Source organism: Janthinobacterium sp. 75 (assembly GCF_004365495.1).
Lineage (GTDB): Bacteria > Pseudomonadota > Gammaproteobacteria > Burkholderiales > Burkholderiaceae_D > Janthinobacterium.
Genome location: NZ_SORD01000001.1, coordinates 3,260,542 through 3,273,087, shown reverse-complemented (window position 1 = coordinate 3,273,087; position 12,546 = coordinate 3,260,542). Strand labels below are relative to the sequence as shown.

Below are 12,546 nucleotides of genomic sequence, written 5' to 3'. Positions count from 1 at the left end.
ATTACTCCTTTAACGTGCCGTGTTTAAAACTCCGCCTGCACGACGCGCTGCACATAATCGGGATTGTTGGTGGCGTTGGCAGTGGCGCAAACGCTGCCCACCGGCTGGTTGCAGGCGGTCGCAATCACTTGAAAACGGGGCAGTGCTCCCGCCGCCTGCGTGCAGCGCACGGTGACGCTGAAACCGCTCAGCGTGCCATTCGCGGGCAAGGCAAAACTGTTACTTGGCTCACAAATGCCATTGATGCGCTGCTGGTACACGCCCCACTCCATGCCGGCCCGTGCCGCCTGGTAGGCGCGCGCGCCCTGCACGTCCAGCGCCGACTCGGCGTGCTGCATGGTCGAGATGGAAACTAGCGCCACGCCCAAGGCGGACAGCACCACCAGCAGGAAGATGGCGGTGATGATGCTGAAGCCGCGCGCCGGGCGGCATGGGCGCCGTCCACGCGGCATGGGGGAAATGGCTATTCTCATGGCGAATTATTGACCTGTGCCTGTTGCACCAGCGTGATCTGGCCCGCGTTGCCGCCGGACGCGCCCAGGGTCAGGCTGACACTGACCAGGCCGCGCTGCTGGTTGGGCAGCGTATCGAAGGAAAAGACGCAAGCGGCCACCTGATTGGCCATCAGCGCCGCCGACGGCGCGCCAGTCAGCAGCGCCGCTGTGCTGACCGGCTGGGCCACCTGGATCGCATAGCCTGCATAGCGCGTCAGCGTGCCCGTGCCGTTCGTATTCGGCGCGCAGTGATAAGTCACTACCGTACTGACCACCTGGAAACGATAGCTGAGCGAAGGCATGGATGGTGTTTGCTCGACAAAGGGGTTCTTGGCCAGCGTGACATTGGTGCCGCTGATGGACGCGACCTGGGCGCGGTTACACTGCCCACTGCAGTCATAGGCATTCACGGGAGGCTGGCCGCCAAGATTGTTGACGACGATAAAGTCGCCGGGCACGATGGCTTGCATGCCGGACGGCGCGGCGCCAACGATGGTAAAGACGTTCGCATTGCTCACCGGCGTGAGGGGATCGAAGGCCAGCACATTGCCCGGCACTAAGTTAGGATTATCGTCTTCCGACAGATAGCGTCCACCCGCCTTGGTCAGCAGCAGCTCCAGATAACTGCCGCTGCTATTGCTCGTCACGCGCACGCTGTTGGGCAGCGCCAGGCGCACGTCGCGCGTGATGCGCCGCGATGCCGTATCGGCCGCGTCGGCCAGTTCGGCGCGGGCGGTCACATCCAGATAGCTTTGCACGGGGGCACGGATGAACACCGTCACCATGCCGGCGACGATGGCCGTGATGATGATGACCACGATCAGTTCGATCAAGGTAAAGCCACGCGCGCGGCGCAGAGGGAAATAAGTGTTCATGGAATACTGTTCGGCGCGTAGCGCGTGCGGTAGCCGTCCAGCACGATCTGCTGATTCGCACCGTATGACACAGTGACCGTGATGCGCAGCGCCGTGGGATCGGTGGCCGAGGGAGCGTGCTGCAAACCTTTGTCATTTACCAAAACAGGGCTGATGACCACGTCGGCGACATAGCCCTTCGGAAAGTCATTGCCAGCCACATCGGTGGTGGTATACGTATATGGCGGGTTGATCAGATTGTAATCGCTTACCCTGTAATAGGGGCGTATCGAATTTGCAGGCCCTTCCGCCAGCGTGCAATCGGCCACGCTGGTGGCCGTTTCCGCCGCGGGATCGTCCGCCGGACAATATGTAAACCGCGCCCCTTCGATCTCATCGAGCATGGCTTCCGCGATGGCCAGCGCCTGCTTGCGCAATTGCGGATCGGCGCTGCTGGCCGTGGTGCGGGCGAAAATTTGCAGCAGGCCAACGACGGCGATGCTGACCACCACGATGAAGATGACCAGTTCGATCAAGGTCACGCCCCGCTGCCCCGGCCCGCGCGCCGCGATGATGGCGCCCCTAGTAATGGACATAGCCGGTTTCCCCTTCGACCACGATAGTGCGCGGGATGCCGCCGCCGCTGATGCCGATGCTGACGCGCGCGGGAAAGCTGGAGACAGGTTCGGTGTCAGTGGACTTGTAAGGTCGGCCAAGGGCATTGAAATAAAAGGCTGCCGCTTCCTGCGGCACGCTGTAGCTGATCTTGTCGGGCGCGCCCTCGCACAGCCACGCCGTGGCATTCGCACAGGCGGCCAGGGTGGCCTTGCGGCCGCTGTTACCGCCGGCTGGCGGCAAGACGCGGTTGGACGCCTCGCAGGCGGCGCTAAAGCACAGGGCAATGCTGCTGCCGTTAAGCAGCACGAAGACGGGCCGGTTTTGCGCAATCGCCAATTTTTGCGCATAGCGCAGCATGCTCACGTTTTGATCGGCAAAACTGCGCGCATCAAAACTGTCCTTTTGAAAGAAACGGGGCATGGCGACGGCCGCCAGGATGCCACCCACCACCAGCACGGCGATCAGCTCGACCAGGGTGAAGCCGCGCTGCTGGCGTCCACGGCTGGTCGGTCCGGCAAACATCAAACCTGCTGGAGACAGCATTGTGTACACCTGTGGCAATGAGCGGCATGACGGCTGAAACATGCCGGGAAGAATAAAAACGCCTGGCGAGCCAGGCGGATTGCATGCAACGCGACCCGCCGCCGCATGCGGGACTCATACCATTAACAGCCAGTAGTAGGCGCGGGGCCCACCTGCGGTGCGGCATTGGCTGCGGCCGCCGTATAGCTGAACGAGCATGTGGCATGGGCGGCGTCAGCGGCGATCGTTAACGGCCCCGTGCCCGTCACGCTAAAATCCGTTATTGCGATGCCGGCTGCCGCGAGGATGCCGGCGGCGTCAGCAGTAGGATAGCCATTCGCCAGAGTAACAGTAGCCCCTTCCATTAGCACGGAGGGAGCCGCGGCGACCGCACCATCGACCATCCATCGCGCATGAGCCAGGGCTGCGCCTGCCTGGACCGATGCACGGGCGCCATTGATTTTCGCCAGACGGGCATCAGCCGACAAATTGATAAAACGGGGAATCGCGGTGGCCGCCAGGATGCCCAGGATAACGATGACGACGATTAACTCGATCAGCGTAAAGCCCGCTTGGGCACCTTGTTGAAAACGACGAATCGACTGCTTACTATTGCTGATCTTCATGCTGATCTCCAAAAAATCAAAAAAAACACCGCTGGCAAAATTTACCCTCAGAATACAAAAACTATTTCAGCCCGCCCGCCTCGCCCATCTGCATCAGGGCCAACTGCGGCGCATCCACCTGGCTTGAGGGCTTGGCCGAAGCAAGGGGCGCTTGCTGCAAGCTTACCTTGAATTGAAGCAACTCGGAACGGTATCCGCCAAAAATGTTGCCTCGATTTAATATATATATTAATTCTGCATTACTTTGATCAAAAAACCAATGACTTTGGGGAAGTTTTTCTATCGCCGGCGCCGTATATGTACCCAAATAATTGACCGGCTTTTCAAGCAGCCAATCGACGGGATTTTGCCCCGCCAGCGCAGGCAACTGGTTTTGCTGGCCAGCCACATATAGTTGCAGCACTTTCATGCGCAGGCCCGCGCGCAAAGCCGCGACCGTTTGCTGTACCGCGACCCGCTCCGCTTCCTGCTGCACCACTGTTAACCTGCTCAACAGCACGCCCGCCAGCACAGCGATGAGGGACGCCACGACGGCCAGCTCAAACAAGGTAAATCCCCGCTGCCTTGACGAGCCAGCCACAACGTTGTTTTTTGGCGAATGGCACTTTGTCATTTATGCAGGGCGACCTTGCCCAAGTCCCACACTGGCAAGAAGATGCCCAGCGCCAGCACCAATACCATGACACCAAGAAAGGCGATCAGGATGGGTTCGATTTGCGCGGACAGGGTCTTCAATTCGTAGTCCACTTCCCGCTCGTACATCTGGGCGATTTCATTCATCAGCTCGTCCAGCGAGCCGGACTCTTCGCCGACGGCGATCATTTGCAGCACCACCGGCGTGAAAACGCCCGCCGCCACGGAGGTGCGCAGGATGCTGTCGCCGCGCTCGACGCCGTCGCGCATCTGTTCGACCCGGGCGCACAGGTAGGCGTTATCTACCGTTTGCGACACCACCGTCAACGCCTGCACGATGGGCACGCCGCTGGTGCTGGACAGGGCAAAACTGCGCGCGAAGCGCGCCATCGTGCCTTTCAGGATTATCTTCCCGGCGATGGGGAAGCGCAACTTGTAGCGGTCCCACGTGTAGCGGCCAGGCACGGTGCGCAACCAGGCACGAAAAGCGGCTATCGCGGCTATCGTCACTACCAGCAGCACCGGCCAGTACGCCACCATGAAGCCCGATGTGCCAATCAGGATGCGCGTCATCAAAGGCAGTTCGGCATTAAAGCTGGCGAACACTTTCACGAACTGGGGAATCACGAACATGTTGACGATCACCATGGCGACGAGCATCGCCACGATCACGAAACTGGGGTAGCGCGTGGCCGTCTTCACGCGCGCGCGCATGTCGCGGTCGAATTCCAGATGGTCGAACAGGCGCAGGAACACCTCATCCAGCCGCCCCGTCATTTCGCCCACGCGCACCATCGACAGGTAAAACGGCGTGAACACGGTGGGGTGGCGCGCCATGGCGGCCGACAGTTCGCGGCCTGCGTCGAGCGACTCGCGCACATCCTTGATGACGCGGCCAAATGCGGGGCTGATGGCGGATTCCTGCAGGCCGGCCAGGCCGCGCATGATGGGCACGCCCGCCTTGAGCAGGGTGTACAGTTGGCGGCTGAACAATTGTACGTCCATCGAACTGACTTTTTTCTCGGTCAGTTTTTGCCACCAGCCGATATCGGTGCCGGTAGTGGCGGCTTTTTTGGTCGCCAGGATTTCCACCGGCGTGGCGCCGGTGGAAAACAACTGGTCGGCCACGGCGCCGCTGTCGGCGCCTTCCATCACACCTGTCAGCAGTTCGCCGCTGGCATTGCGCGCCTTGTAAGCAAAAAATGGCACCTCAATCCTCGCTCTGGTTGCTGATGCGCATTGCTTCCATCACCGTCGTGCGACCTTGCACCACCAGCTGCACGGCGTGGCGGCGCAGGGTTTCGCCCGCCATCTGCTCCATCGCCACCCTCATGAAGTGGGAAGGATCGGCATGGTTCGCGGCGTCGGCCACGGCGCGCGTAATTTCCAGCAATTCGTACACGCCCGTGCGGCCCCGGTAACCCATGCCGTTGCAATGCGAGCAGCCCTTGCCATGGAAATACTGGTTGCGCTCGACCAGCTCGCCCAGTTCCAGGCGCAGCCATTCGTATTCGTTGGGCGTGGGCTGGTACGGCGTGCTGCAGCTTTCGCAGATCACGCGCACCAGGCGCTGCGCCAGCACGGCTTGCAGCGAGCTGCCCACCATGTAGCGGGGCACGCCCATGTCCATCAGGCGCAGCGGCGTGCTGATGGCGTCATTCGTATGCAGGGTCGACAGCACCAAATGGCCCGTCATGGCGGCGCGCAGGCCGATTTGCGCCGTTTCCTGGTCGCGCATCTCGCCCACCAGCACGATATCGGGATCCTGCCGCAGGGCCGAGCGCAGCACGCGGGCAAAACTGAGCTCGATCTTGTCGTTCACTTGCACCTGGTTAATACCGGGCAAACGGTACTCGACGGGGTCTTCCACCGTGATGAGCTTTTTTTCCACGGAATTGAGCTCGGACAAGGCGCAATACAAGGTCGTCGTCTTGCCGCTGCCGGTCGGCCCCGTCACCAGCACCAGGCCATTCGGGCGGTTCACGATGGCGCGGAACTGTTGCACCAGCTTGGGCGGCATGCCGATGGCGTCCAGGCGCAAGGTCGTGCCGCCCTGGTTCAACAGCCGCATCACCACCGATTCGCCATATTGCGTCGGCATGGTGGAGATACGCACGTCGATGCGTTGATTTTTTACGCGGATGGCGAAGCGGCCATCCTGCGGCAGGCGCTTCTCGGAAATATCGAGGTCCGACATCAGTTTCAGGCGCAGCGCCAGCGAACTGGCGATCTTGCTGTCCGCCTCCGTCTGCAGGTGCAGCACGCCGTCGATGCGGAAACGGATCTGCAGCCGGCCTTCCTGCGGTTCAATGTGGATGTCCGAGGCGCGCACTTGCGTGGCGTCCTCGAACACCGATTGCAGCAACTTGACGATGGGCGCCTCTTCCAGGCCCGGATTGGCGGCCAGGGCGCCAAAGTCGACGGACACGTCGCCCAGGTCCTGCTCCAGCTCGCGCGTCAGGGTGGAGATATCTTCCGTCCGACGGTAGATGCGGTCGATCGCGGCCAGCACTTCCGTTTCATTGACCACGGCCAGCTCGATTTGGCGCTTGACCAGGCGCGCGATCTCATCGTACGCGAACAGGTCGGTGGGATCGGACATGCCAACCAGCAAGCCCTCGCGCCGGTCTTCCAGCACCAGCGCGCGAAAACGGCGCGCCTGGGTTTCCGGCAGCAGGCGCACCAGCTCGGAATTGATGTTGTAGAACTTCAGGTTGATGTAGGGAATGTCCAGCTGGCGCGCCAGCGCGCCCGAAATCTGCTCTTCCGTGACAAAGCCGTGTTCAACAAAAACGCGGCCCAGCTTGCGCCCCGAGCGCTTCTGTTCCGTCAAGGCCTGGCCCAACTGTTCTTCCGTCAGCAATTGCTGCTGCACTAAAATTTCACCGAGCCGGACTTTCTCTGGCCTTGCCATGCTTGCTCCTCGACAGATTCATCAGACGATGCACGCCAGCGGCGCGTGGGGGTATTTTATTCCAGAACCTGTTGTTTCTTAAAGAAAATACATTCCGTCACTTGATTTTCGTGCATTTCAACACTCTGCAAGGAAACACTTGCCGTCCACCTGCGCCCGTGCCAATAATGGTGACCGTACGCCGTCTTGCCTGCTGACCATTGCCCCTATGACCACCTGTTCCATCGAGTTTCACAACGTGCATCTGCAGTTGGCGGGCATCGCCGTGCTGCGCGGCGTCGACCTGCAGGTACGCGCGGGCGAACTGTTCGGCCTGGTCGGCGTGAATGGCGCGGGCAAGACCAGCCTGCTCAAATGCCTGCTGGACTTTTGCACGCCCGAGCGGGGCAACATCGCCATTTTCGGCCAGCCGCACCGGCACGGCGCGGCGCGCCAGCCCTTGTCCTTTCTGCCGGAACGTTTCCAGGCGCCCTACTACCTGACGGGTGGCGACTTCCTGCGCTATTTGTCGCGCCTGCACAATGTGCGCCCCGATGCGCAAGCGCTGCAGCAAGCGCTGGGCGCGCTGGACCTGGCGCCCGATGCCTTGCTGCGCCCCGCGCGCGACTACTCGAAAGGCATGATGCAAAAACTGGGGCTGGCCGCCTGCTTGCTGTCGGGCAAGCCGCAATTGCTACTGGACGAACCGATGAGCGGACTCGACCCGAAGGCGCGCGCCCAGTTCAAACAAGTGCTGCGGCAAGCGCGCGCCCAAGGCCGCGGCGCCCTGTTCACCTCGCATGCACTGGCCGACGTGGAAGAACTGTGCGACCGCATGGCCATCCTGCATGCGGGCCGCATCGTGTTTACGGGCACGCCCGCCGAATGCCGCGCACGCCACGGTGGCACGGCGGGCGCCAGCCTGGAACAGGCGTTCCTCAATTGCATCGCAGCATGAACGCCGACACGCACGCCCCTCTTCCTGCGCCGCCCGGGCGGCCTTACGCACCGTCCCCGCACGGCATGTATCTGCGCCATTTCGACTTGCGCACCGCGCCCTTCGGCATCACGCCGGACCCGGCCTTCTTCTACCCCGGCAATACACGGGGCGAACTGCTCGCGGCGCTGCAGTATGCCGTCACGCAAGGCGAAGGCATCATCAAGCTGACGGGCGAAGTGGGCAGCGGCAAGACCATGCTGTGCCGCATGCTGGCCGAACGCCTGCCGCCCCACGTCGATGTGGTGTACCTGCTCAATCCCCGCCTGGAACCGGACGAAGTCTTGCACGCCATCGCCGCCGAACTGGGCCTGGCGCTGGATGGCTGCCGCGCCGATGCCGTGCTGCGCGCCCTGCATGGCGAGCTGATCGCCAGGCATGCGGCCGGGCGCCAGGTGGTGCTGCTGGCAGAAGAAGCGCAAGCCATGCCGGGCGCCACCCTGGAAGCGCTGCGCCTGCTGACGAACCTGGAGACGGCCAGCCACAAGCTGCTGCAAATCGTCCTGTTTGGCCAGCCGGAATTGCAGCATACCCTGGACTTGCCCCAGTTCCGCCAGTTAAAGGAGCGCATCACCCACAGTTTCATCGTACCTTGCCTGCCGCAGGCCTTGCTGAACGACTATCTGACTTGTCGCCTGGCCGCCGCCGGCCGCACGGCGCCGCTCGTTTTCACGCCGGCCGCGCTGCGCCAGCTGGCGCGCTCCTCGCAGGGCATCGTGCGCAGGGTCAATGTCCTGGCCGACAAGGCCTTGCTGGCCGCGTATGCAGACGATGCTCAACAAGTGAGCGCGCGCCATGTGCGCCTGGCCATCGCCGACACTCCCTTTTACCGCGCACCCTGGCATGCGGGCAAGCTGCTGGCGGGCGCCTTGTGCGCGCTGATGCTGCTGCTGGCCGCTGCGCTGCTGTGGCAATGGCTGAGGCCGGGCCAGACAACGGGCATGGCGGCGCCAGCCACGCTGCAGGCAGCGGTCCAGCACCCCCGCTTGCCAGCGCCGTCAACGCTGCTCAACAGCAAGCTGGCCGAATCGCGCGGCTGGCTGGAACAGCAGGGGCCGCAGCAGCTGGTACTGCAGATTGCCAGCCTGCCTGCCAGCGAGACGGCCGCAGCAGAAACCTTTTTGCAGCAGGCGCAGCAAGCCATCGGCTTGCATGACGTCCACGTCTTTCGCCTGCCTGGCACAGCCCCCGCAAGCAGGCCAGCAGCTAAGTCGCAGCAGCAGGCGCCCGCCAGCGCCGCCGCGCGCCTGGCCATCGTCTACGGCAGCTTTGCCGACCGGGCCAGCGCCGAAGCCGTCTGGGCCAGGATAGCCCCCGCATCGCCGCAGAAAATATTGCTTAGCAGCATAGATAGTATCCGCACGGAAATTAATGCCGCGATCCCGGCACAAGCAGGGCGTGGCGCACCCTAACTTTATTTCTCCATATTGCGTCCCGGGCCTGCACAGCCGATTGCTTTTAGGCGATCATGCTGGTTAAAATTACAAAAGCACAACACGACTCAAAGGGCGAACTTTTCATGAATCAACACCCTATTCCTGTGCTGGCCTCTTGGGTCACCCTCGCATGCAGCGCCATGCTGGCCGGTTGTGCCGCGCATCAACCGCAGCTATCGCCTGGCCACATCAATGCCGCGCCCCCACCTGCTGGCGCCATTCCAGAACCGGTGCAGCAAAGCAGCGCGCTGGCCGCGCCCCTGCCCGCGCCCAAGGTGGAAACCTACAGCGTCACCGTGCACAAGGTGCCCGTGCAATCGCTGCTGTTTGCGCTGGCGCGCGATGCTGGCATGAACGTCGACATCCACCCGCAGATCGAGGGCAGCGTCACCCTGAATGCGCTGAACCAGACCCTGCCGCAACTGCTGTCGCGCATCGGCAAGCAAATCGACATGCGCTATGAAATCGATGGCAAGAACCTGACGGTGCTGCCCGACGCGCCCGTGTGGCGCAATTACAAAGTCGATTACGTCAACATGGCGCGCAGCACCAACAGCAGCGTGAATATCGCCACGCAAATCTCCACGGCGGGCGGCGGGTCGAACAACGCCAGCAATCCAGTGGGCAGTACGCAAGGCGGCAATGGCAACAACAATTCGACCACCCTGGTGGTGAATCGTTCGGAAAATAATTTCTGGTACAGCCTGGAAAAAAATATCCGCGACCTGCTGCGCGAGACCACGCTCAACGATGTGCAGGTGGACCCGCTGGCGCAGCTGAACCAGCAATTGACGAGCGTGCCCGGTCAGCAGGCGCAACAAGGACAGCCAGGCCAGCAGCAGAACCAGGCCGGCAATTTCCCCGCGCCGGGGCAGGCGGGCCAGTACGGCGCCCAGCCGCCGATGCAGAATACGGTGCCGAATGGCGGACAATATGCGCCGGGCCAGCAGGTGCCCGGCCAGAACGCGAACCCTGGCCAAGCGCTGGACGCGAACGGCATGCCGCTGCTGAAACTGGCCAACAAGGGCGGTCCCTCGTCCGTGGTCGTCAACGTCGAGGGCGGGCTGATCGCGGTGCGGGCCACGGGGCGCCAGCATGAAAAGATCGCTGAATTCCTCGATGCGGTCTTGCACAGCGCCAAGCGGCAAGTGCTGATCGAGGCGACCATCATCGAAGTGCGCCTGAGTAATGAATACCAGCAAGGCATCAACTGGGCGCGCCTGACGGGCAGCCTGCAGCTGCGGCAGGGGCAAGTGGGCACGTCGGTACTGTCCAGTGGCGTCACGCCCAATGTCACGCCGGGCATCTTCCTTCTCAATTATGTGAAAGACAGTTTTGCCACCACCATCCAGCTGCTCGAATCGTTTGGCAAGGTGAAAGTGCTGTCCAGCCCGAAGATCAGCGTGCTCAACAATCAGACGGCCATGCTGAAGGTGGTGGACAACAATGTCTTCTTTACCATCAAGGTGACGCCCGCCGTGATCAGCTCGACGGGCACCATCACCACGCCGGCCACCTATGAATCGAAGCTCGAGACGGTGCCCGTGGGCTTCGTCATGAGCGTCACGCCGCAGATTTCCGACAGCGATGAAGTTACCCTGAACGTACGCCCCACCATCACGCGCATCGTTGGCTACGTGCAAGACCCGAATCCGGCCCTGGCCACGGCGAATGTGCAAAGCCGCGTGCCCGTGATCCAGGCGCGCGAGCTGGAATCGATCATGAAAGTGAGCAATGGCCAGATCGCCGTGATGGGCGGCCTGATGCAGGATTCCGTCGACAATGCCAAGGATGGCGTACCGGGCCTGTCCAGCCTGCCTTTGGTGGGCAATTTATTTACTTATCGCAATGAGGCGAGCAGCAAGACGGAGCTGGTGATTTTCATGCGCCCCGTGGTGGTCAAGGATGCCAGCATCGACGGCGATTACCGCGACTACCGCTACCTGCTACCCGGCCAGGCGCCGCTCAACAGCCAGCCGTACACGGATGGCCCGCCAGCGCCCGCCGTCCAGCCGCAGGCACGCCTGCAGGGAGACTTCCCATGAGCTTGCTGATGCAGGCGCTCAAGAAGGCCGAGCGCGCCAAACAGAACAGCCTTTCCGACGAGGAGCTGGAAAAGCCGTCCGAAGCCTACGACCAGGTGCTGGAACTGGCGCCGGCCGACGCCGTGCAGCCCCTTGCCATGCCTGCCGCGCCGCCCGTGCAGGCGGCCAGCACCCTGAGCCTGGAACCGATGCCGGACGCCCCCGCGCCGCCGCCCGAGCCCAGTGCTGCCCAGCCGGGTTCACCGCCAGACCCGCAACCGGGTGCGCAGCAGTCCCCTCGCCCCGAAGCGCCGCCCGCCCGGCCACGCGCCAGCCGCAGCAATACGCCGCCAAAAGGCCCCACGGGGCCCATCAGCGTGGACCCGGCCACCATGCGCCTGGCCGTCCTGCTGGCGATTCTGCTGCTTGTGGCCGGTTCCATGGCGTACTGGTACTGGCGCGCCAGCACCAACCCAGGCGCGGGCGCCAACCTGCCCGGCGTGCCCATGCCGCTTACGGACGCCCCGGGCACGGCCGGTGTTGCCGGCCCTATCGTGGTGGTGCCGGGCGCAGGCACGCCAGGCGCGGCTACAGCCCCTGCGCCACAACAGCAAGCATTGCCGCCTGAATTACAGCAGGCGCCGCGCCAGCAAGCCGACGCGGCGGAACAGCAAGCCATGATACAGGCAGCGGCCGAGGCTGCCGTGGCCGCGCAACTGGCGCGCATGCCGCCGCCAGCACCGCCCAGCCTGCCGCCCGTGGCCGCGCCCGACAACAGCCAGATTCAGGTGCAACGCAGCGTCGCCGCGCCGCAAATCAACCCCGGCGTGCAGCAAGCCTATCAAGCCTTCAATGGCGGCCAACTGGGTCTTGCTCGTCAACAATACGAAACGGTGCTGCGGCAAGATGCCAACAACCGCGATGCGCTGCTGGGGCTGGCGGCCCTGGCCCTGCGCGAGAACCAGGGCGCGCAAGCGGCGTCGCTATACGTGCGTTTGCTGGAAATCAATCCCGACGATGGCGAGGCGCTAGCCGGCCTGATCGGGCTGCGCCAGGGCGACGTCGTGCAGAGCGAAGCAAAGCTGAAAGCCATACTGGCGCGTACCCCCGACAGCGCCCCCGTGCTGTTTGCACTGGGTAATGTGTACGCCAAGCAGCGCCGCTGGAACGAGGCGCAGCAGCAATTTTTCCGCGCCTATGGCGCCGCGCCAGGCAATCCCGACTATGCCTTCAACCTGGCCGTGGGCCTGGACCGGTTGAACCAGCCCCGGCTGGCCGCCACGTATTACCAGCGCGCATTGACCCTGGCGCAAGCCACGCCCGCCGCGTTCGACCGTGCCGTGGTACAGGCGCGCCTGCGCGACCTGGCAGCCCCCGCGCCGGCAGCAGCAGTGACAGTCCCGGCCCCGGCCGAGTCGGCCACTATTACCCCCCGTCAGGAATAAGTAT

The 12,546-nt window shown here is 63.1% G+C and carries 12 protein-coding genes; 4 read left to right on the top strand and 8 right to left on the bottom strand.

Annotation, left to right across the window (positions count from 1 at the left end; genetic code table 11):
* Positions 1–23 precede the first annotated feature (23 nt).
* From C8C89_RS15010 to C8C89_RS14975, 8 genes are all read right to left on the bottom strand, one after another.
* Complete coding sequence (locus tag C8C89_RS15010) at positions 24–473, bottom strand: agglutinin biogenesis protein MshP (RefSeq protein ID WP_133990705.1); 450 nt, start codon at positions 471–473, stop codon at positions 24–26.
* A complete protein-coding gene (locus tag C8C89_RS15005) occupies positions 470–1,369 on the bottom strand; it encodes a prepilin-type N-terminal cleavage/methylation domain-containing protein (RefSeq protein WP_133990703.1) in 900 nt (299 codons plus the stop codon). The genes C8C89_RS15010 and C8C89_RS15005 overlap by 4 nt, the downstream gene beginning before the upstream one ends.
* On the bottom strand, positions 1,366–1,944 hold the full coding sequence (locus C8C89_RS15000) for a prepilin-type N-terminal cleavage/methylation domain-containing protein (protein ID WP_101481744.1): 579 nt from the start codon (positions 1,942–1,944) through the stop codon (positions 1,366–1,368). The genes C8C89_RS15005 and C8C89_RS15000 overlap by 4 nt, the downstream gene beginning before the upstream one ends.
* On the bottom strand, positions 1,931–2,509 hold the full coding sequence (locus C8C89_RS14995; protein WP_133990701.1) for a prepilin-type N-terminal cleavage/methylation domain-containing protein: 579 nt from the start codon (positions 2,507–2,509) through the stop codon (positions 1,931–1,933). Before C8C89_RS14995 ends, C8C89_RS15000 begins: the two co-directional genes overlap by 14 nt.
* 122 nt (positions 2,510–2,631) lie before the next feature.
* The gene (locus C8C89_RS27520; protein WP_133990699.1) at positions 2,632–3,114 is read right to left on the bottom strand and encodes a type II secretion system protein; all 483 of its coding nucleotides are present in this window, start codon (positions 3,112–3,114) and stop codon (positions 2,632–2,634) included.
* A gap of 61 nt (positions 3,115–3,175) precedes the next feature.
* Positions 3,176–3,727 (bottom strand): type II secretion system protein, encoded by a 552-nt coding sequence (locus C8C89_RS14985; protein WP_133990697.1) that lies wholly within the window; start codon positions 3,725–3,727, stop codon positions 3,176–3,178.
* Positions 3,724–4,956 carry a type II secretion system F family protein gene (locus C8C89_RS14980; protein ID WP_133990695.1) on the bottom strand — a complete coding sequence of 411 codons (1,233 nt, stop codon included), beginning with the start codon at positions 4,954–4,956 and terminating at the stop codon, positions 3,724–3,726. The genes C8C89_RS14985 and C8C89_RS14980 overlap by 4 nt, the downstream gene beginning before the upstream one ends.
* A gap of 1 nt (position 4,957) precedes the next feature.
* Entirely contained in the window at positions 4,958–6,661 is a 1,704-nt protein-coding gene (locus C8C89_RS14975) for a GspE/PulE family protein (RefSeq protein ID WP_101481749.1), read from the bottom strand.
* Positions 6,662–6,869: 208 nt separating this feature from the next.
* Here C8C89_RS14975 and C8C89_RS14970 point away from each other — a divergent pair, with 208 nt between their 5' ends.
* The 4 genes from C8C89_RS14970 (at position 6,870) to C8C89_RS14955 (ending at position 12,542) form a co-directional block, all read left to right on the top strand.
* Positions 6,870–7,598 carry an ABC transporter ATP-binding protein gene (locus C8C89_RS14970; protein WP_133990693.1) on the top strand — a complete coding sequence of 243 codons (729 nt, stop codon included), beginning with the start codon at positions 6,870–6,872 and terminating at the stop codon, positions 7,596–7,598.
* Positions 7,595–9,049, top strand: coding sequence for an AAA family ATPase (locus C8C89_RS14965; RefSeq protein WP_243858029.1), 1,455 nt, complete (start codon positions 7,595–7,597; stop codon positions 9,047–9,049). Before C8C89_RS14970 ends, C8C89_RS14965 begins: the two co-directional genes overlap by 4 nt.
* A 107-nt stretch (positions 9,050–9,156) precedes the next feature.
* Complete coding sequence (locus C8C89_RS14960) at positions 9,157–11,118, top strand: secretin N-terminal domain-containing protein (protein WP_166674752.1); 1,962 nt, start codon at positions 9,157–9,159, stop codon at positions 11,116–11,118.
* A complete protein-coding gene (locus C8C89_RS14955) occupies positions 11,115–12,542 on the top strand; it encodes a tetratricopeptide repeat protein (protein ID WP_101481752.1) in 1,428 nt (475 codons plus the stop codon). Before C8C89_RS14960 ends, C8C89_RS14955 begins: the two co-directional genes overlap by 4 nt.
* The last annotated feature ends 4 nt before the right edge of the window (positions 12,543–12,546 follow it).